This is a genomic window from Shewanella sp. ULN5, assembly GCF_030731885.1.
Classification (GTDB): Bacteria; Pseudomonadota; Gammaproteobacteria; order Enterobacterales; family Shewanellaceae; genus Shewanella; species Shewanella holmiensis.
Genome location: NZ_JAPJEE010000002.1, coordinates 337,898 through 357,304 on the forward strand (window position 1 = coordinate 337,898; position 19,407 = coordinate 357,304).

Annotated in this window: 15 protein-coding genes; 7 read left to right on the forward strand and 8 right to left on the reverse strand. The window is 40.7% G+C overall.

The annotated features are described in order from the left end of the window. Positions 1 to 17 precede the first annotated feature (17 nt). Positions 18 to 863: a LysR family transcriptional regulator gene (locus ORI98_RS03640; RefSeq protein ID WP_261298568.1), complete on the reverse strand. Its 846-nt coding sequence runs from the start codon at positions 861 to 863 to the stop codon at positions 18 to 20. Between the two features lie 106 nt (positions 864 to 969). On the opposite strand from ORI98_RS03640, the gene ORI98_RS03645 reads away from it, so the two are divergent. The 3 genes from ORI98_RS03645 to ORI98_RS03655 all read left to right on the forward strand — a co-directional run bounded on the left by ORI98_RS03645 (position 970) and on the right by ORI98_RS03655 (position 3,876). Then, positions 970 to 1,416: a DUF413 domain-containing protein gene (locus ORI98_RS03645; RefSeq protein WP_306134281.1), complete on the forward strand. Its 447-nt coding sequence runs from the start codon at positions 970 to 972 to the stop codon at positions 1,414 to 1,416. A 418-nt stretch (positions 1,417 to 1,834) separates the two neighbouring features. Next, a complete protein-coding gene (locus tag ORI98_RS03650) occupies positions 1,835 to 2,740 on the forward strand; it encodes a hypothetical protein (RefSeq protein WP_306134282.1) in 906 nt (301 codons plus the stop codon). Positions 2,741 to 2,850: 110 nt separating this feature from the next. Then, a complete protein-coding gene (locus ORI98_RS03655) occupies positions 2,851 to 3,876 on the forward strand; it encodes a GGDEF domain-containing protein (RefSeq protein ID WP_261298565.1) in 1,026 nt (341 codons plus the stop codon). A 9-nt stretch (positions 3,877 to 3,885) separates the two neighbouring features. Here ORI98_RS03655 and ORI98_RS03660 read toward each other — a convergent pair whose 3' ends face one another. The 3 genes from ORI98_RS03660 to pdsO all read right to left on the reverse strand — a co-directional run bounded on the left by ORI98_RS03660 (position 3,886) and on the right by pdsO (position 7,467). Further along, the gene (locus ORI98_RS03660; RefSeq protein WP_306134283.1) at positions 3,886 to 4,539 is read right to left on the reverse strand and encodes a class GN sortase; all 654 of its coding nucleotides are present in this window, start codon (positions 4,537 to 4,539) and stop codon (positions 3,886 to 3,888) included. Further along, positions 4,532 to 6,649 carry a marine proteobacterial sortase target protein gene (locus tag ORI98_RS03665; RefSeq protein WP_306134284.1) on the reverse strand — a complete coding sequence of 706 codons (2,118 nt, stop codon included), beginning with the start codon at positions 6,647 to 6,649 and terminating at the stop codon, positions 4,532 to 4,534. Before ORI98_RS03665 ends, ORI98_RS03660 begins: the two co-directional genes overlap by 8 nt. Positions 6,650 to 6,717: 68 nt before the next feature. After that, on the reverse strand, positions 6,718 to 7,467 hold the full coding sequence (gene pdsO / locus ORI98_RS03670; protein WP_306134285.1) for a sortase-associated OmpA-like protein PdsO: 750 nt from the start codon (positions 7,465 to 7,467) through the stop codon (positions 6,718 to 6,720). 220 nt (positions 7,468 to 7,687) lie between these two features. Between pdsO and pdsR the strand changes: the two genes are divergently transcribed. The 3 genes from pdsR to ORI98_RS03685 all read left to right on the forward strand — a co-directional run bounded on the left by pdsR (position 7,688) and on the right by ORI98_RS03685 (position 11,878). Further along, positions 7,688 to 8,377: a proteobacterial dedicated sortase system response regulator gene (pdsR, locus tag ORI98_RS03675; RefSeq protein WP_261298561.1), complete on the forward strand. Its 690-nt coding sequence runs from the start codon at positions 7,688 to 7,690 to the stop codon at positions 8,375 to 8,377. 15 nt (positions 8,378 to 8,392) lie between these two features. Continuing rightward, the gene (pdsS, locus tag ORI98_RS03680; RefSeq protein WP_306134286.1) at positions 8,393 to 10,591 is read left to right on the forward strand and encodes a proteobacterial dedicated sortase system histidine kinase; all 2,199 of its coding nucleotides are present in this window, start codon (positions 8,393 to 8,395) and stop codon (positions 10,589 to 10,591) included. A 99-nt stretch (positions 10,592 to 10,690) separates the two neighbouring features. Beyond that, positions 10,691 to 11,878 (forward strand): cystathionine beta-lyase, encoded by a 1,188-nt coding sequence (locus tag ORI98_RS03685; RefSeq protein ID WP_261298559.1) that lies wholly within the window; start codon positions 10,691 to 10,693, stop codon positions 11,876 to 11,878. A 222-nt stretch (positions 11,879 to 12,100) separates the two neighbouring features. Here the strand turns inward: ORI98_RS03685 and ORI98_RS03690 are convergent, their stop codons facing one another. The 4 genes from ORI98_RS03690 to topA all read right to left on the reverse strand — a co-directional run bounded on the left by ORI98_RS03690 (position 12,101) and on the right by topA (position 17,578). Next, positions 12,101 to 12,574 carry a CreA family protein gene (locus ORI98_RS03690; protein ID WP_261298596.1) on the reverse strand — a complete coding sequence of 158 codons (474 nt, stop codon included), beginning with the start codon at positions 12,572 to 12,574 and terminating at the stop codon, positions 12,101 to 12,103. A 5-nt stretch (positions 12,575 to 12,579) separates the two neighbouring features. Continuing rightward, the gene (yegD, locus tag ORI98_RS03695) at positions 12,580 to 13,977 is read right to left on the reverse strand and encodes a molecular chaperone (RefSeq protein ID WP_306134287.1); all 1,398 of its coding nucleotides are present in this window, start codon (positions 13,975 to 13,977) and stop codon (positions 12,580 to 12,582) included. Between the two features lie 107 nt (positions 13,978 to 14,084). Then, the gene (locus ORI98_RS03700; protein ID WP_306134288.1) at positions 14,085 to 14,798 is read right to left on the reverse strand and encodes a hypothetical protein; all 714 of its coding nucleotides are present in this window, start codon (positions 14,796 to 14,798) and stop codon (positions 14,085 to 14,087) included. Positions 14,799 to 14,932: 134 nt separating this feature from the next. Continuing rightward, entirely contained in the window at positions 14,933 to 17,578 is a 2,646-nt protein-coding gene (topA, locus tag ORI98_RS03705; RefSeq protein ID WP_306134289.1) for a type I DNA topoisomerase, read from the reverse strand. A gap of 357 nt (positions 17,579 to 17,935) precedes the next feature. Here topA and astB point away from each other — a divergent pair, with 357 nt between their 5' ends. Continuing rightward, the gene (gene astB, locus ORI98_RS03710; RefSeq protein ID WP_306134290.1) at positions 17,936 to 19,270 is read left to right on the forward strand and encodes an N-succinylarginine dihydrolase; all 1,335 of its coding nucleotides are present in this window, start codon (positions 17,936 to 17,938) and stop codon (positions 19,268 to 19,270) included. The last annotated feature ends 137 nt before the right edge of the window (positions 19,271 to 19,407 follow it).

The following is a 19,407-nucleotide window of genomic DNA, read 5'->3' on the forward strand; positions in this document are numbered from 1 at the left end:
AGCAGGCGTAATCCATTTTAAATCGCCCCTTTTAATATTAATAAAGCCTTTTCAATTGCAACGCGACGTTCATTCCCAATCCAAAATGCACCATATACGTTACGCTCAATGCTGATGGTATCTTTCACTTCATATAATTGCTTAGACGCTAAATAAGGCGCAACAAAGTTACTCGGTAAAAAAGCACTGCCACCGTTATTCAACAAAAAATCTAGCGCAATTCTGGCAGAGGTAGTATGCAGTGCAGGAACAGGTAACATTGAAAAACTCTGCGCATGGGTAATGTTAAATGCAGTTCCCCAATCAACCTTTATATAATTGAGGGTTTCAATATCATTAAGGGACATGTTCGGTTGATGACACACAAGGCACAAACTCACATCCATTAACTTAATAATCTCAACATCTTCTAGTTTTGGAGGGTCAAAACTAATCGCTATATCAACACTTCGCTCTAATAGTTGACGAGTCATAGCTTGCGCAGTGATGACCTCAGTTCTTAGTGATATACCAGGTAGACCTTGATGCAAAGGCTGAAAAAAATGCTGTAAATAGCTATCCCAAATATTATGTCCAGCACTTAACGAAAGCTGTGAAGAATGACTTTGATGCAAGCTAACATCTTGTTTAGCTCTTTCCCAGGCGGTAAGCACAGCCTCTGCATGACCAAGCATTCTTTCTCCTGCCGGAGTGGGTTGAATATTGTTACGCAAGCGTTCAAACAACTCGACACCTAGAATGCTTTCTAATTGTTTTATCCTAAAACTCACAGCGCTGCGGGTAAGAAATAAATTCTCAGCAGCCTTACCAAAGTGGCGTGTTCTTGACACCTCAAGAAAGGTCTTTAATAAATCCGTATCCATAAAAATTCTTCACCGAAATGGTCAAAATATTTTGATTTAAAAAAATTCCAACCTGACCAATAATCCAATTGAAATCCTTGTTCACTCAATCTTATAGGTAAATGCCATGTCACAGCAATCATATACCAATATCGCTGCCAGTATTGACGCTATAGCCAATGGCAGTGCTAGTTTTACCAGCAACAAACGTTTTTACGATGATGCTAATTTCCCTAAAGGTTTTAAGCGTTGTGGAGACTTTACCAATAAAGAGGCTGAATTGCTTGAGCAACATGGACAAGCATTGAAGAACTTAATGGAAGGTACCCAACGACCTTGTACAGCTGACGAAGATCAATTTGTTCAAGTCGCACAAGGTCAACTTCTACCAACAACACCTTTAGAGTTATTGTGGGCAAAATACACCAAACTTGCTAAAGGGAAACCTTTTTATGCAGTTGTAGGTACAATTCATGCACCAGCGCAGTCTTCTAAAGTAGAGATTGAACTTGATTTTGATGATATTTCTGATGATGCTGCAGACGATGAAGAAGTTACCGATAGTAACGATTAACTGCTTCATATGATGTTTAAAATTTACCTACAAAAAAGAGCTCTAGAGCTCTTTTTTATTGCGATGAAATCCTTCAATACTAATAAACTAGGCAATGTTGCACTTTGCAGATAGCGCTTTTTATTAAAAAATGCTTAACACATCACCATTTGATGATTAAATACTCAAAAACATTGATTTAAAGCAATCTTATCGAAACAAATCATTTACACTTTCTTACATAATGCTAATATGATTAGCGTGTTCTAGTGATGTTTTAATCATCATCTGCTTTAACAATTACTACCTTGCAGTTACATTTTTAGAGTTTTGCATTATTTAATGCACTTTCGACTTAGTTCGAAACACTCGGCAAGTAAACAAAAAGATTATTGTCCAAAGAGCAATAACCATAATAATAAAAATGCGGAGTTTATTTATGTTCAAACCCCTGATGTCCTGTCTCTTACTCATCTTACCTTCATTGGTATGGGCAAGTGCAGATAACAGTTCTGAACCGGCTAAATTACCTGACCAATACACATTTAACATCGGTGGTTTTTACGCCAATTCTGACTCTTACATGGTCGTCACTAATCCTAAAAATGGCGGTACTTTCCCATTAGATTTTGAGGATGATTTAAACCTCAAAGAAAAACAGTTTTTACCCTTTTTTGAATTCACATATTCATTTAATCAAAGACATAATATCTATCTCGATTGGAAATCACTGCATCGTACCGCTCAATCACCCTCTATTGAAAAAGATTTTCAAGTCACTATTGATGACACTGTTTATGATGTAGAAGCGGGTATCAGTTTACGTACAACATTAGACCTCGATATTTTGCGTTTAGGTTATGGCTATGATTTTATTCAGGGCAGTAATTATATTGTAGGCGCAAGCATTGGCTTGCATACCATGTTTGTGAAAACAGCATTTGAAGGCAACATAGGTATATGTGTCCCTAATAGCGAATTAGCAAAATATTGTGATGAAGTCATTAGCACGCCACGTGTAGTAGATAACAGTGTAACGGCACCTTTGCCTGATATTGGTTTGTATGGCCTTTATGAGTTTTCACCAGGCTGGGTATTTAAAGCCCATGCTCAATATTTCGCATTAAAATATAATAAAGTGAAAGGATCACTCATTGATGTACGCGCCATTGTCGAAACAAAAATATCTGATGAGTGGTCATTAACGGCAGGCTTTAACTACTATGAAGTTGATGTTGATTATGAACAAACGTTATCGGTATTGGAACAAGATGTGAATATTGCAGACTACAATATTAATTACAGCTTCACAGGGCCAATGATTTCAGTGCAATACACATTCTAAGCCATTATTTTTATAAAAAGCATCATGGGATGCTTTTTTTTTGCCGTTACAACTGACTGTTTTACTGCTATATTTTTAATATGTTTTATATAAGCAATTAGAGAATCAATATGTCAACTTCGCTTTTACAGCTTGCAGCTGCGAACTTAAAAAAAGCAGTTCCTTTAATGCTGAAATATCAAATTCCTACCACACCCACTAACTATGCCCTTTGGTATGCTTATGTCAGTGAGCAAAACCCCCAATTAAATGCTGAACTTGATGCCACCATTAAACAAAATCAAAGCTGTTCGCCTGTAACAAGTGAGTTATTGTTCCGTAAGCATGTTGCCGACCCTGTTGAGCTTGACGTTCGTGATATGCGTAAAAATCTTGATGCTATGGTATGTGATTTATCTCAATCACTTAAAGATACCAATTCAGATACAGCGACATTCCAAGCACAAATTGATAAGGACTTTACGCGTTTAGCCGATCTTGAAAATCAAGGTTTTTCATTGGAACAGGTGATTGGTGTTGTCCGAAATATCGTTAAAGAGTCAGCTAACATTCGTTCTAGTACGGTAAGCTTTACCCAGCAATTACAAAAAGCGCAATCTGAAATTGATTCACTTAAAACCCGCCTCGCTGAGTCTGAAAAAGATGTATTATATGATGCGCTTACCAATGTACTTAATCGGCGTGCTTTTGATGAAGATATTAATGCTCAAATAGACTTGGCTCCTGAGGGCTGTTGCCTGATTTTGATTGATATTGACCATTTCAAAAAATTTAATGATAACTTTGGCCACCAGCTGGGTGACTTAGTATTAAAAACGGTTGCAAAACGTGTTCAAGAAGCGTGTCGCGATGGCATAAAGTTATATCGATTTGGTGGTGAAGAATTTGCTATTATCGTCCCTAAAAGCCAATTAAGAGTCGCCCGTCACCTTGCAGAAGCCGTTCGAAGAGCTCTGGAAAAACTCAGTGTAAAAGATAGACGCAGCGACAAAGTCATTGACTCTATCACTGCCTCTTTTGGCGTTGCACAGTGGCAACCAAAACAAGATGCCGGTCAACTGATTGAAGCCACTGACAAACTGCTATATGAAGCAAAACGTCTTGGCCGTAATCGTGTGATGCCCATTTCTAGTTAAATCTATCCTTTAGATCCAACTTTTAGGTCCTGCAGGCATAGCCTTGGCTTCAACAATATAACGAAGGTTTGCATTAGCGGATAAAGACTCAAATGGATAGCAGGTAATTAATGTTAATCGGCTATCCTCTGTTTTTGCCATTTCCTCTACTTGCGACTCGTGTACCACTCGTAGATCTGTCACGCGATATTGAGTTAAATTGCCTTGGGTGTTTTGCAGTTCGATGACATCTCCCAGTTGCAAATATTTAAGTCTAGAAAAATGACTGTCTCTATGGCCTGCAATGATGGTATTGCCTTGCTCACCAGCTCCCGCACCACCTAAAAACAAACCTGGGCCAAAAGCTAGGGTGCGTCCTGACATTCCTGCCAATATATAAAGATCATTTTCAACAGACTTGAGCTTAGGGTTCATAAAACGCATTTTAGCCACAGGGTGTGTATCAGCCCAAGACCAAGGTTTATGGGGTTTGTTATCAACTAATGTTTGTATAAATGCTCGTTCAATTAAATATTGAGCAAAATGTGCTTTAGCCTGCATATAACCGCCTTTAATTATCATTATCGAAGCAAGCAATAACAAAATGCCAAAAGCTAGCCATTGTAATGTATTGCCCCTTTCACCTTTCATGCTAAACAACTGTTTTAAATACAAATTAAACATGGTCTGCATCCAAAGACTGAATAATAAATAATTGTCCGGGTAACTTGCCTTTTAACCACAAACCAAACAGCAAGGTTAAGGCCAATAAACTTAACCCAGCCAGTAACCATAATTTGCTGGCCGTTGCGGTTTGCGGTAAAAATCCTTGTTGAATAGAGTTAATTTGCCAACCTGCGGGCATTAATTGTCCCAGCTGATGCTCGCCTTTATCTACATGGTGAGGATTTATTGGCGTGACATCCACGGCCAATAAACTGGTGGCGCTGCTCACTAGATGATACTGCAATGCCAATGCTTCAATTTGTTTCTCGACACGTGAGCGATTAACGGAGTCTTGACTCATTTCTAACGAGGTAATTTTTGCATTTGCCCATACCAAATCAAGACCAACGGCGGCTTCAGCGGTATTGAAATCCAGTTGGGTTTGCCAATATTGACCATTAATTTGTCCTGAGATAATCACCGGCTGTAATTGTTCTGCTGGAAGTTTAAAACTTATCGCTACAGGAGACTGTTGATAAACATCTTTAATATCAGCAGGCCAATAATCAGGAATACTGCCATCGAGATGATATAACTCAACATCGGTTAGCACAGGCTGGCTTATTTTTTCAATCAGCTGAGTCATTTGCAGTTCAACTTCTTCTAACTTACCAATGTAAGTAAAGGTGCCTCTGCCGATCGTCGCCGCTCTTTTCATAAAATGTGAATTAGGTGCAGAGCCAATACCCACTGTGAACAAACGTGCGTCGTGTAATTGATGGGATATTTGTTCGAATAATTGCGCTTCGTTTGACACTGCGCCATCAGTTATAAAAATAACCTGTCTTAATTTCGGCTGTTGCTGTTCAATATTGATTGTGGATGCCAAAGCTTTGTCCAAGGCTGGGGCGATTTCAGTCCCACCGTCAGCATGTAACGCAGCAATGTATCGGCTAGCTTTTATTAAGTTAGCGTTAGTTGCAACTTGTGCCTGAGCAAATAACGATTGAGCACTTGAATTAAAATCAATAATGTTAAAGCTATCTTTGGGGTTAAGTGTGCTTAACGCTAAGTTCAAGGCCAGTTTAGCTTGCTTGATTGACTCTCCAGCCATTGAGCCAGAAGTATCAATCACTAATATTAATTCTCGGTTGATTTGATGCTGCGGTTTACGCACTAAGTTGGGAGGCAATAGCAATGCCATGGCATAAATATCATCAGAAATTTCAGCTTTTTCTCCCATACTAAGCTGATGGGTTTGACCTGTTTGATAGAAGACTGCAGCGGCAACTTCCTCACCGACATCCGTATGCCATTGCAGCACAAAATCTCGATCTAGCGGTATATTTCCTTGTAGCACAACATTAGTGAGTCGGCCTTGATGATGTTGTTGAATATCATGATAAAGACTTGATAACTGTATCTGACCAAACCCGCTATCAATGTTAATATTCATCGACACTTTATGGCTTGGTGACGGTTGCTGAACTTGATTAAGGATAGGCGCGACTAGCTGCTGTGTTTTAGAATACTCATTACGCTGAAAATCAGGCCGATACCGCGGCGCTACCACCAAAGGAAATCGTAAATTAAACATACTATCTTGATAGCTAAGCGTTTCTAGATAAGTAATTTCAACCACGACTTGCTGCTGCGGCCCAATATTGGCTAATTGAGTAGTGAAAATATTACTGCGCTGTTGGCTAATAAGGCTGGCTTGTTTTCCCTGTTGTTTAGCAAGCTCAAACTCTTTTTTCGCTTCATGTTTAGGTTTGATAACGCCTTTAATTGCCCTCTCACCAATCAACAGATTCATGCCGTCCACTGCTGCATTATCTGGCAATGGAAATACATATTTTGCATTAATCCAACCGTCTTCAATATTATTGAAAATTTGTTTCACGGTAACCCGATTGATTAATCCCGATACTGTCATTTCAACCTGAGTATCTAAAGCTAATATCTGCTTACTTTGGCCATTAATGCGATAACTTACCACGCCTTGGGTTATCTCATCTGATAGCTTGCTAGCATCTACATATCTATTTTGTGAGGCTTCACTCACGTTGGTCACAATTGGTAACAACAACCCAATTAAACCAAACAAAAATGGCAATTTTGCAAACATAACCGCTCCTTAAAGGCATGCTCGGATGCCTTTGGTTTATTCCATTAATTAAATGAGTTTACGGATGCTTAATTGGCAGCAAGTTGTTCTGTTTCAGAAATGAGCTTTAATGTGACTCGGCGGTCAAAGAAATCATTCTCAAAATTTTGTTCCTCATGCATAGGCGCGCTAGCACCATAGGCTTGGCCTGTTAATCTTGTTTTATCTATTCCTTGGGCAGCCAAATAATTGATGACTTCCAGCAAACGTTGCTCAGATAAGGCTTGATTAAAGGCATCATTGCCTCGACGGTCGGCGTAGCCCATTAAGTTGACATGCAAATCTGGCATGGATGCCATCATGTAAGCGACGTTATCAAGCTGTTGCTGAAACAAAGGTTCAATTTGAGCTGACCCAGTTTTAAACTGCACATTCATGCCAATGCTCAGTTCCGTTAAAGTTTGTTCTTGATGGGCTTGAATTCGGGCTAATTCGGTTTGTACCTCAAAGAGTGTTTGTTGCTGTTTATCCATCTCGGCCAATTTGGCATTTTTGTCATTTAGGGCAAATTGCTGTTGTTCTAATATAGATTTTTGAGCATTGATTTCAGATTCATCTCCGACAGATTTTCCAATAAAGGTTCCAGTTAATGCACCAATGAATGCCCCAACTGGCCCACCAATCACAGCGCCTAGAATAGCTCCTGAACTCAGGCCAACAAGCTCTTCAGTGTGTTCGCGATCTTTTAGCGTTTCAGTGGTCTTAGTCGAGGTGGCATAACTTACATTGGTCATCAGTAAAGATGAAATAATTGCGGCGTTGATCATGTGCTTTTTCATAATTGTGTCCTGTTAATTGATGTTAAAAATCGATGGATATCAGTCGCTATCGATTCGATGAAATCATTAAACAACAAATAAATGGCTTTTTATGGGAGCAAATATGGCAATCTAAAGGTCAATTGTGGCAACAATATGGCAATTGCTTTAGCACACTTTAACCGGCAATAAATTGCTGTATAGTCACAACAATAAACTGCTAACGGGAAGTAATTGATTGATGAAACGTATTGCCATTGTGGAAGATGAAGCGGCTATTCGTGACAACTATAAAGAAGTGTTACAGCAACAAGGTTACAGCGTTCAAGCCTACCCTAATCGCCCAACAGCGATGCTGGCCTTTAATGCTCGCCTACCCGATTTAGCCATTATTGATATCGGCCTTGAAGGTGAGATTGATGGCGGCTTTACCCTGTGCCAATCCCTAAGAGCCATGTCGAGTAGCATACCAATTATTTTCTTAACCGCGCGCAGTAGTGATTTTGATACCGTTTGTGGTTTACGTCTTGGCGCTGATGACTACCTTTCTAAAGATGTGAGTTTTCCACATTTGTTAGCTCGTATCGCCGCGTTATTTCGTCGTTCAGAATTAATAGGCTCAAGCCCGATTGAAGACAACTTGATGGTACGCAATCATTTACAAATTGACGGTAACCGTATTCAGGTTACCTGGAAACAGCATCCCATAGAATTAACCGTGACCGAGTTTTGGATGGTGCATGCCATGGCTAAACACCCAGGCCATGTACGCAGTCGTCAGGATTTGATGCAAGAAGCTAAAATTTTTGTCGACGACAGCACCATCACATCGCATGTCAAACGGATCAGGAAAAAGTTTATTGCCATCGACAGCGAGTTTAATTGCATCGATACCGTTTATGGAATGGGTTATCGCTGGGACAGTCTGTAAGGAAAGCAATTCACTATGTATTTGCCGTTAGGGCTTAGGGCCAAAGTCATTGTCTTGTCATTATTTTTACTCTGCCTTCCTTGGTTAGGGTATGAATATGTATGGGAAATGGAAAAATACTTACGCCATGGCCAAGAAAAAACCCTTGAAGGTACTACTCAGGCTTTAGCGACAGCATTACATGAGCGCCCAAAACTATTTGATAATCAGGCAAGCTTTTTAACTCAAGTTCAAAAAGGTCGAGATCTATACGCTTACCCTTTATCCGGCCCTATCCGACTGGACGGAAAATTAGATGACTGGCAACTTTATCGTCACCGCATGTTGCAATATGGCAATGAACACGTGGTTTACCAACAAAATGAGGAACAAGTCGTAAAGCTAAATTTTACCCATATGGTGGGTAAATATGCAGGCTATTTGTATGGTTTTTTTGAAGTGAATGATGACAAGGTTATCTACCGAGGTAAAAACAGCTTAAGGGTAGACAGAAACGATCACTTAGTGATTGCAACGTTAGCGCCGAATAATCAGTTCACCCGATACGTGATTGCCAATACTCAAGATGGTTGGTTAAGTGCATTTAAACTCCCTGACGACCCAACGCAATCGATGCCCGTTACTCCAGAGAATCGCATTCAAGGGCAATGGCAAAAAACACCCAATGGTTACATCATCGAATTCAGGGTACCGTTAGACATGATCGGCAGTAAGCTTGGTTTTGCCATTCATAATGTAGATGACATCGAAACACGCAATCTAGCAAATATTGTCGGTACCTCTGCAACCAATTCAGTTGCGGAGTTAGGCACAGTGTTAGTTCCCTCTCCTGAAATTGAAAGTATCGTTAAAGGCATGGGGCACAATAGCTCACGTATTTGGGTGGTTGATAACCATGGCAGAGTATTAGCCCGTTCTGGTGATATTCGCGCATCAAATAACGCCTGGGACTCTGATTTAGATGATATCCAAACCGAAAGCACCTGGTCGCATTTTCATAAACAATACTTATTGCCGTTATATTATAAAATTCTTACTCGCCCGCCACAGGACTTTATTGACTCATTACAAGATTCGACTGAATTAAGTGGCAGCCATATTGAAAATGCGCTAGCAGGTAAACCCGCTTCAACTTGGCGATTAACGCCAGACAGCAAAGCGGTGGTATTAGCTGCAGCCAGTCCCATTTGGATTGATGACAAAGTGATGGGGGTTGTTATCGCCGAAGAAACGACCCACGGTATTCGAAGCTTACGTAACCGAGCGTTAGAAAAGCTATTTAATGTTATTCTCACCATTATGAGTATGGGCACTTTAGCTTTGTTTATTTTTGCTTCAAGTATATCTAGTCGCATTAGACGCTTACGCGATCAAGCTGAATTGGCGATTGATAGTCAAGGACGTGTAAGACAACAAATTACCCCCTCAAGAAACCGCGATGAAATCGGTGATTTATCACGCAGCTTTGCCAATATTGTCGGTAGGCTAGGACAATACACGCATTACTTAGAAAACATGTCATCTCGTCTGTCACATGAGTTACGTACTCCAGTGGCCGTTGTTCGCAGTTCTTTGGAGCATCTAGGCAACCAATCTTTAGAAAAGTCGAGTAAAAAATATGTTGATAGAGCTCAAGATGGTGTCAATCAACTTCACCTTATTTTGAATAATTTAACGGAAGCAACCAACCTTGAAGCAAGCTTAGGCCATGCCGAGCGCAGTGTGTTCCCACTTAATAAAGTCATCAGCGGATGTATGCAAGGTTATCAAATGACCTACCCTGAACAGATATTTAGCGTAGCCATTGAAGAGAAAAGCATGCTGTGTGATGGTGTACCTGAATACATAGCCCAATTGATGGACAAATTAATCTGTAACGCCATTGAATTTAGCTTGCCTGACAGTCCAATTATTGTGATTTTACATCAACATAATAAGCAGGCCATCGTTAAAGTCACCAATTGGGGCTCTAGTTTGCCACAAGATATGAGCGAACAAATTTTTGAATCCATGGTGTCTATTAGACCACAAGCGCCGTCGAATAAACCTCATCTTGGCTTAGGTTTGTATATTGCACGGTTAATTACAGACTTTCACCAAGGTACGATAAAAGCGACTAATGTATCTTCCTTTACCGAAAGTGATCAAGGTTCCCGTTCATCCCTGTATGGCGTTGAGCTGTGTTTAACCTTGCCCATTATCGAAAGCACCTGATTCAATCGAAGTAAAAATATTAAATCCAACTGTTGCCCCTTTCATTTAGCCGTATAGATGGTAGGATGGCCAAATAAAGTTAAAAGGGATGAAGTCATAATGGCAAAACATGGTAAGCAAGCGACTCAAATTGTAAGTTTAGGCAGAGACAAGAAATACACCAAGGGCATCATTAATCCCCCAGTGTTTAGAGCATCGACTGTGGTGTTTGACACTATGGATGACATGCGTTTTGCCATTAAAAACAAAACTAATGGTGAGCTTTTTTATGGTCGCCGTGGCACCCCAACCCATTTTTCATTCCAAGAAGCGATTGCAGAACTTGAAGGCGGTGCTGGTACAGCCTTGTACCCATCCGGCGCTGGCGCGATAAGTGCCGCTTTATTGTCATTTTTAAAATCGGGAGATCATCTGTTGATGGTCGATACCGCCTATGAGCCGACCCGAGATTTGTGTGACAAAATGCTTGCAGGTTTTGGTATTGAAACGACCTATTATGACCCTATGATAGGTGAAGGCATTCGCGAGCTAATTCGTCCAAATACAAAAGTGCTATTTCTAGAGTCCCCTGGGTCGATTACCATGGAAGTTCAAGATGTACCCACGCTTTGTCGTATAGCACACGAAAGCAATATTATTGTAATGTTGGATAATACCTGGGCATCTCCTATCAACTCACGCCCCTTTGAAATGGGGGTCGATATTTCTATTCAAGCAGCGACAAAATACATCGTTGGCCATTCAGATGTGATGATGGGTACCGCAACAGCAAATGAGACTTACTGGCCACAACTGCGTGAAAACAGCTACTTGATGGGCCAAACAACCTCTCCTGACGATGTATTTCTAGCCGCTAGAGGTTTACGAACCTTAGGTGTGCGAATGGCACAACACCATAAAAATGGCTTAGCCGTGGCGAAATGGTTAGCACAACGGCCAGAAGTTGATCATGTTCGTCATCCGGCATTTGATACCTGCCCAGGACATGAGTTTTTTGAACGAGATTTCACTTCTGCAAATGGCTTGTTTTCGTTTGTATTGAAGCAAGGTGATTTACGCAGTGTCACAGCCTTTGTTGAAAACATGCAGCACTTCAAAATGGGCTTTTCTTGGGGAGGATATGAAAGCTTAATTCTGGGCGTGTTTGGTATTGATAAAATTCGTAGCGCGACCCAATGGGACAGTTCAAAACCGCTTATCAGATTACATATTGGTTTAGAGGATACCCAGGACTTAATAGCCGATCTTGAACGAGGATTTGAGCGCTATCATCAGATTTTAAAGTAACAGACTTTAAAAACTAACGTCAAACAAGTCAAAAGGCTACGTTAATCGTAGCCTTTTGATATGCAAATCTGGACGATTTGTTTACTATTCTGTTTAGTGACAACTGCAGACGGTTAATCAAGCACAAACATCATAAATAATCCGAAAATACTATTGAAAAATGCTCATATTACCCTATGTTGAACACTTTATTTTTCATATGATGATCAAATACTTATGCGATTAATTTTTAACATCAAGGTTTAACGCATTCCAAGCTTCGGTGCCATATAAAGGTACTGTTGAAAGTGCATGCTTATGACTGCCATTGGTTTCTTTAGTAGAATATGACAAATACAATAAAGTTTGATTTTCTTTGTCTAAAATACGTCTTACTTTTAAGCTTTTAAACAAAATACTTAACGATTCTTGAAAGACAATTTCGCCGCCTTTACTCATGTCAATATCAGCAAGATCATTGGCACTAATAGGCCCTGTTTGGCGACAACTGATCCCCATATCGGATGGGTCAGCAAAATCTAAATCAGCTTTAATTCGACTTATATGGCAAGTCACACCTGGAATTTTAGGATCATGTTTCGCATCAATAATCACATCTTTCGTGGTAAACAATCCTAAACTGACTTTGCCCACATCATCACTGCACCCCATTAACATACTGCTAAGTGTAAGAACGGATATTAACGTTAGTTTCATGTTCATTAAGTTACCTTAAAATATTGTTGTGCCCAACGGGTTAATCCCGCAGTGACAGATCCAAAATGGTCACCAACAACCACTTTTGCATCAGGATAAACGTTGGCAATTTGATTATAGATAGCCGGACTGCGTGCCGTCCCTCCGGTAATATACACAATATCAGGACTATTTAAACGCTTGCCGTCAATATCAACACTGGTCATTGCCTGTTGCATTAATTGACTCACTTTGTTCAACGAGGGTGTAATGGCTTGCTCAAACTGTTTAACACTGACCTCTACCGAAAAATCATCTTCGATAAAGTCTAAATAGGTCTGATGCTGGGGGGCTTGAGTCAAGGCGATTTTGGCTAACTCTGCTTGACGCACTAATTGAAAACTCATTTGGTTTTGTTGCAATATGAGCAACCGATTAATCATATGAGGTGTCTGCGACTCTTTAATCAACACTTCAATTAACTTTTTACTCGCTAATTGGTAAAAATCACGCTGGGCACTAATGTCATTAACTGCGACTGCATTCCAAAATAGATTTGACGGCATCGGCTTACCGTCAAGCATTTTACTGCCACTGCCAAAGCTTGGCATAAATCCTTGCATGGCTAAGGCAATATCTAAATCATTTCCCCCAATACGCTGGCCGCTATGGCCTAAACAGTCTTTATCTCGTTGGCCAGCTACCATTAAGTCGGGGCCCATTTTAACTAAAGAACAATCGGTTGTGCCCCCGCCAACATCCACAACAAGCACATTAGCAGCATCAACTAAGGTTGATTCAAAATCCATTCCTGCAGCTAATGGTTCAAATAAAAAACCCACGTCACTAAAACCAGCGCGTTTTGCTGCTAGGGTCAATATGGCTTCAGCTTGCTGATTACTTTGTTCTCCGCCAATGCCTTGAAAGTTAACCGGACGACCTATCATGGCGTGAGTTGCACATGGCAGGCCCTTAGCAACCAGCTGCTGGTCAAGCAATTGCTTCACGTGCATCATCATCAGTGTCACAATGTCTTCAAATAAGGCGACTTGTTCTGGGCGTAAACCTGTTGCCCCTAAAAATGATTTGGGGGAACGAACATAAAAACCCTCTTCGGGCATCTCTAGATAGGCTTCGATTGCCGATTGACCAACAAACACGACTTGTTCATCTGGAAGTAAATCAAGTTCATGGCGAATTTGTTTAGCGCGCATTAATTGTGAGCTGCGTAAATGAGAATATTCAGCCTTTAACTTATCGGGTAAGCCAGCGTAAACCGCTTCAGCTATGAGCTCTCGGTCCATTGCATACAGTGTTGATGGTAGATAGTTAGAATCAACACTCAGTGGAAGTAGTTTAACTTGTTCATTTTCCCATATTCCCACTGAGCAGTTAGCACTACCGTAATCAAAACCAACAATCATGAAATCTACCGTTTAAAAAAATCAAACGAACAAATTACCACATCAAGGGATTAAAAAGATAATTTATGGGGATTAATCAGGGTCAACTGATGTTTTTTACGACAGAACTATGTGCTAGGAAGCAATGCTCGATACTGTTCTAGACATTTATTGTTTATATAAACACCAACACTAACTTCCATTATCGACGTGTTTGAAAACTGATATAGCGCTCTTTCTGACTCAGATAAGTGCTTTAAAAAATCAGGAAACTGATTTGAAAAAACCAAATCGATTCTATTGTACTGCAGCATTTTAAAGCCTTGAGCTAACGACTCGACTTGCACAATTTCAATACCCGCATCAATAAACTGTTTATGAAATGCCCCTTCACGCTTGTATCGCATGATAGCGAGTTTCTGACCTTTGAGATCTGAAAGATGTTGCCAGTCAAACATTAATGATTCCGTTCGTCTAAATAGACCCAAAATCACTTTTTGATCGCTTAATGGTAAAAATGTACTAGGTAAATATTCCGGTGGAGGAAAAAAACTTAAGCACCATCTCCCTGATTGTACTTGCAGTTGTGCTCTAGCAGGAGGCAAAAATAATGGTGTCAGTTTATGCATATCATGCCGAATAATTAACTCATCGAGCAACACAAAGTTAACACCATGTTCGGGTTCTTCCATGGTCGTAAAGGGAGGATATTCAACAGCAATCACCTCAAAATCACCAACAGGCTGCACCGTATTCACGCTGTCATTAGTGAAGGAGTCTTGCCCAGCAGCAAACTCAGATAAAAGCAAAAATGTAAGCAACACAACAATACGATAGATCACAATAAACAACTATTAGGCTATTAGTACATATTCTCATTGTAGTTCAATCGTTGGCTTGTCAATGATTAAGTTTTTGGGCTGAAACAAAAACGCCATCAAAATGATGGCGTTTATATTATGCGAAAAGTATTAACTTACTTTTTTGCTTTTTTCTTTGGTGTTTTAGTCGATTCACTGACCCACTTTCCACCAACAAATTTGGCAGACCACCCCGTCGCTTTACCATCTACTTCAGTAGCAACATATTGCTCTTTAGTTTTACGGCTAAATTTAACAGCGGTTTTATTACCGTCATCATCTTCAACGGGGGCATCAGCTAAAAATGCATACTTATCCCAAAGTAGATCACGATATTTAACTAACTCTTCCACTAAAGGAGCACGGGTTTCGCGCGATTTAGGGAAAGTACTGGCCGCTAAAAATATCCCTGCTGCACCATCACGTAACACAAAGTGTGCATCTGACTTGGAGCACTTAAGCTCGGGTAAGAAGATAGGATCTTCTTTTGGTGGCGCAGCTTCTCCATTTTTCAGCAGTTTACGAGTATTTTTACATTCGCTATTGGTACAACCAAAATATTTACCAAAACGGCCGTTTTTCAATTCCATATCATTGCCACAACGATCACACTCAATGAGCGGGCCTTCATAACCTTTGATCTTAAATTGACCTTTTTCAATCTCGTAGCCATCGCAGCTTGGGTTATTACCACAGACATGCAATTTACGCGATTCGTCAATTAGGTAGCTGTCCATTGCGGTGCCACATTTTCCACAACGATGTTTAGCACGAAGAGCATCTGTTTCAGCATCTTCATTGTCACTGATAGCTTCATCACCAGAGGTTAAATTCACCGTTGTTTTGCAGCGCTCTTTTGGCGGTAATGCATAACCACTACAGCCTAAAAACACACCAGTAGAACCGGTACGAATACCCATTTTACGTTGGCATGTTGGACATTCGATGTCTGTCAAAACCGGATCGTTCAGACGCATTCCGCCTTCAGTAGGATCCAATTCAGCCATTAATAATTGCTTGGTAAAATCACCATAGAAACCATCAAGTACTTTTTTCCAATCCAGCTTTCCATGGGCAACATCATCTAATGTCTGCTCCATACTAGCTGTAAAGTCATAGCTCATTAAATCTTTAAAGCTTTCAACTAAACGCTCGCTGACAATTTCACCCATTTTTTCAGCAAAGAAACGACGGTTATCAACCCGTACATAACCTCGGTCTTGAATGGTTGAAATGATGGTCGCATAAGTAGACGGGCGCCCAATACCACGCTTTTCTAACTCTTTTACTAATGACGCTTCACCATAACGCGCTGGCGGTTTAGTAAAATGTTGTTTAGGCAGTAATTGTTCAAGACTTAAGCTGTCACCGATCTCAACCACAGGTAAGGTGCTGGTGTCGTCATTTTTCTTACTCATAGGTGGCTGAACGCGTGTCCAACCATCAAAGCGTAATGTACGTCCACTGGCTTTTAATTCGTAATCACCAGCAACTACAGTCAATCGAGTTGCATCGTATTGCGCAGGTGTCATCTGACACGCTACAAATTGACGCCAAATCAGCTCATAAAGACGTTGAGCGTCACGCTCCATATCCGTTAATGTTGCCGATTGAATGGCAACATTGGATGGACGAATGGCTTCATGCGCTTCTTGGGCGCCTTCTTTACTGCCATAACGGATTGGTTCAGCAGGTAAATACTTGTCACCAAACTCGTTAGCAATCATCTCTCGGACATTATCAAGCGCTTCTTGGCTCAAATTTGTTGAGTCAGTACGCATATAAGTGATATGCCCTGCTTCATACAAACGTTGCGCCATCATCATGGTCTTTTTCACCCCAAAACCTAAGCGCGTACTGGCTGCCTGCTGCAAAGTAGAGGTAATAAAAGGGGCTGAAGGTTTGCTTGAGGTTGCTTTATCTTCACGATTTGCAACTTTGAAAGACGCTCCTTTTAACGCATCCACAGCAACCTTAGCTTGGGCTTCATTAATGGGTTCAAAAGCAGCTGATTGAAATTTCATTACCTGCATTTTAAGCTGTTCAGCTTTGCTGGTATTTAAATCCGCATGTATGTCCCAAAACTCTTCTGGCACAAACGCTTTAATTTCACTCTCGCGTTCAACCACCAACCTAACGGCAACCGATTGCACACGACCTGCCGATAATCCCCTCGCCACTTTTTTCCAAAGTAGCGGCGAAACCATAAAGCCAACAACGCGGTCGAGGAATCGACGAGCCTGCTGCGCGTTAACCATGTTAGTGTCTAATGTTGCCGGTTTACTAAAAGCATCTTGAATTGCAGTTTTAGTAATTTCATTAAATACCACTCGTTGATACCGTGAAGCGTCACCACCGATAATTTCCTGTAAATGCCAGGCGATAGCTTCTCCTTCACGGTCCAAATCGGTTGCGAGATAGATTTGGTCAGCGGATTCTGCAAGGGTCTTTAATTCTTTGACCACTTTTTCTTTACCGGGTAATACGGCATATTTCGCAGCCCAGCCGTTTTCAGGGTCAATCCCCATACGGCCAACTAGCGCTTGTTTATCTCTTGCCTGCTTATATATAGCTTTAGCTTCAGGTGACATCTTACGCACTTCAGCAGCTGTTTTAGCTGGTGGAGTGCCATCAGAAGTGGACGAAGTCGGTAAGTCACGGATGTGACCTACGCTCGACTTAACGATGAATTCTTTACCAAGATATTTATTAATAGTCTTGGCTTTGGCCGGCGATTCGACAATAACTAACGATTTACCCATAGTTTGATTTGCGCCAAATAGTCTCAGAAAGTAACAAAATTGATTCCATATATAGAGTGTTAGGACAAGAGTTTCAAGTAAATCTGCTTTTTATGTGCATTTGTGAGTGATTTTTCTACCAAAATAAAAAAATGGAAAAAATAATATGCGATTTTTAAAACTAATTTCTCAATAAAACACTTTTGAAAGCTGATTGAGTGCATTTTTAGTCAAAAATGGGGCTGAGCACAAAAAACCAACAGTTTGTTAACCTGCTTAGCTTGCGTATACTTGCGGTAATTTAGTCATTTCTTACATGCAAATTGAGTGTTATTTCCATGTCGAAATCACAATAACTATAATCAAGAAGGATTAGCCATGAAGCAATTTGAAGCAAACTTTGACGGCCTTGTAGGACCCACGCACAATTATGCCGGTTTATCTTTTGGTAATGTAGCGTCTTATTCTAATGCTGCCCAAGCCTCTAACCCCAAGGCTGCTGCCAAACAAGGATTGCAAAAAGCCAAAGCGCTTGCGGATTTAGGTATGGTACAAGGTGTGCTTGCTCCTCAAGAGCGACCAGACCTTTATACTTTGCGTAGAATTGGATTTAGTGGATCTGACGCAGAAGTGTTACAAAAAGCCGCTAAGCAGGCTCCTGCGTTACTCAACGCTTGTTGTAGCGCCTCAAGCATGTGGACCGCGAATGCGGCAACAGTGTCACCTTCCGCTGACACCCGAGATGGCAAAGTGCATTTCACTCCAGCCAACCTTGTTGATAAATTGCACAGAAGTATTGAACCTCTGACTACCGGTAATATTTTAAAAGCCACATTTAATAATGATCGTCATTTCAAACATCACTTACATCTACCTGAGCATGCCAACTTTGGTGATGAGGGGGCAGCAAACCATACACGTTTATGCAGTGACTATGGTAAAGCCGGTGTGGAGTTATTTGTATACGGTCAAAGTGCAACCAACCCTAATGCACCAAAGCCTGTTAAATATCCTGCCCGTCAAACATTAGAGGCCTCGCAAGCTGTTGCTCGATTACATCAATTGGAAGATGAAAGCTGCGTGTTTATGCAACAAAACCCTGACGTGATTGATCAAGGCGTGTTTCATAACGATGTGATTGCTGTCGGTAACCAAAATGTGTTGTTTTATCATGAACAAGCATTTTTAGACACCGAGTCAAAATTTGCAGAGATCCGCCGAAAAATGAACGCCGAAATGCATTTTATAAAAGTCTCTACAGCGCAAGTATCGATTGATGATGCCGTAAGAAGTTATTTGTTCAATACGCAAATTATTACCTTACCAAACGGTGAAATGGCTATAGTGGCACCAACTGATTGTCAGGAAAACCCCGCTGTATTTGCTTATTTGAATGAGCTAACCACATTGGGTACACCAATCAAGCAAGTGAAGTACTTTGATGTAAAACAAAGTATGCAAAACGGTGGAGGCCCAGCGTGTTTACGTTTACGCGTGGCAATGAATGAGCTTGAAGTGGCCGCAGTAAATCAAAACACGTTAATGAATGACATGCTATTTGGCCGATTAAATACATGGGTAGAAAAACATTACCGTGACAGGTTAACAGTAGCAGATTTAGCCGACCCACAATTAATTACGGAGTCACGCACCGCGTTAGATGAGCTAACTCAAATATTGAAACTGGGCAGCGTGTATCAGTTCCAAAAGTAGTTTTTTTAGCACAACAAACTCCAATAAAAATGCCGCTAATTAGTCATTAGCGGCATTTTTGTATCTAACTATCGGTGTAGTAACTTTTTAAATGTTTAACAAGCCTACAAAACACCTGCGGTTTTATCAGTTATAAA

What these genes read in the sequence shown, in the direction of transcription:
- astB (WP_306134290.1), top strand. Translation starts at nt 17,936, where the DNA reads ATGAAGCAATTTGAAGCAAACTTTGACGGCCTTGTAGGACCCACGCAC.
- pdsR (WP_261298561.1), top strand. Translation starts at nt 7,688, where the DNA reads ATGAAACGTATTGCCATTGTGGAAGATGAAGCGGCTATTCGTGACAAC.
- ORI98_RS03650 (WP_306134282.1), top strand. Translation starts at nt 1,835, where the DNA reads ATGTTCAAACCCCTGATGTCCTGTCTCTTACTCATCTTACCTTCATTG.
- ORI98_RS03665 (WP_306134284.1), bottom strand. Translation starts at nt 6,649, where the DNA reads ATGTTTGCAAAATTGCCATTTTTGTTTGGTTTAATTGGGTTGTTGTTA.
- ORI98_RS03645 (WP_306134281.1), top strand. Translation starts at nt 970, where the DNA reads ATGTCACAGCAATCATATACCAATATCGCTGCCAGTATTGACGCTATA.
- yegD (WP_306134287.1), bottom strand. Translation starts at nt 13,977, where the DNA reads ATGATTGTTGGTTTTGATTACGGTAGTGCTAACTGCTCAGTGGGAATA.
- ORI98_RS03690 (WP_261298596.1), bottom strand. Translation starts at nt 12,574, where the DNA reads ATGAAACTAACGTTAATATCCGTTCTTACACTTAGCAGTATGTTAATG.
- ORI98_RS03685 (WP_261298559.1), top strand. Translation starts at nt 10,691, where the DNA reads ATGGCAAAACATGGTAAGCAAGCGACTCAAATTGTAAGTTTAGGCAGA.
- pdsS (WP_306134286.1), top strand. Translation starts at nt 8,393, where the DNA reads ATGTATTTGCCGTTAGGGCTTAGGGCCAAAGTCATTGTCTTGTCATTA.
- ORI98_RS03655 (WP_261298565.1), top strand. Translation starts at nt 2,851, where the DNA reads ATGTCAACTTCGCTTTTACAGCTTGCAGCTGCGAACTTAAAAAAAGCA.
- topA (WP_306134289.1), bottom strand. Translation starts at nt 17,578, where the DNA reads ATGGGTAAATCGTTAGTTATTGTCGAATCGCCGGCCAAAGCCAAGACT.
- ORI98_RS03660 (WP_306134283.1), bottom strand. Translation starts at nt 4,539, where the DNA reads ATGTTTAATTTGTATTTAAAACAGTTGTTTAGCATGAAAGGTGAAAGG.
- ORI98_RS03640 (WP_261298568.1), bottom strand. Translation starts at nt 863, where the DNA reads ATGGATACGGATTTATTAAAGACCTTTCTTGAGGTGTCAAGAACACGC.
- pdsO (WP_306134285.1), bottom strand. Translation starts at nt 7,467, where the DNA reads ATGAAAAAGCACATGATCAACGCCGCAATTATTTCATCTTTACTGATG.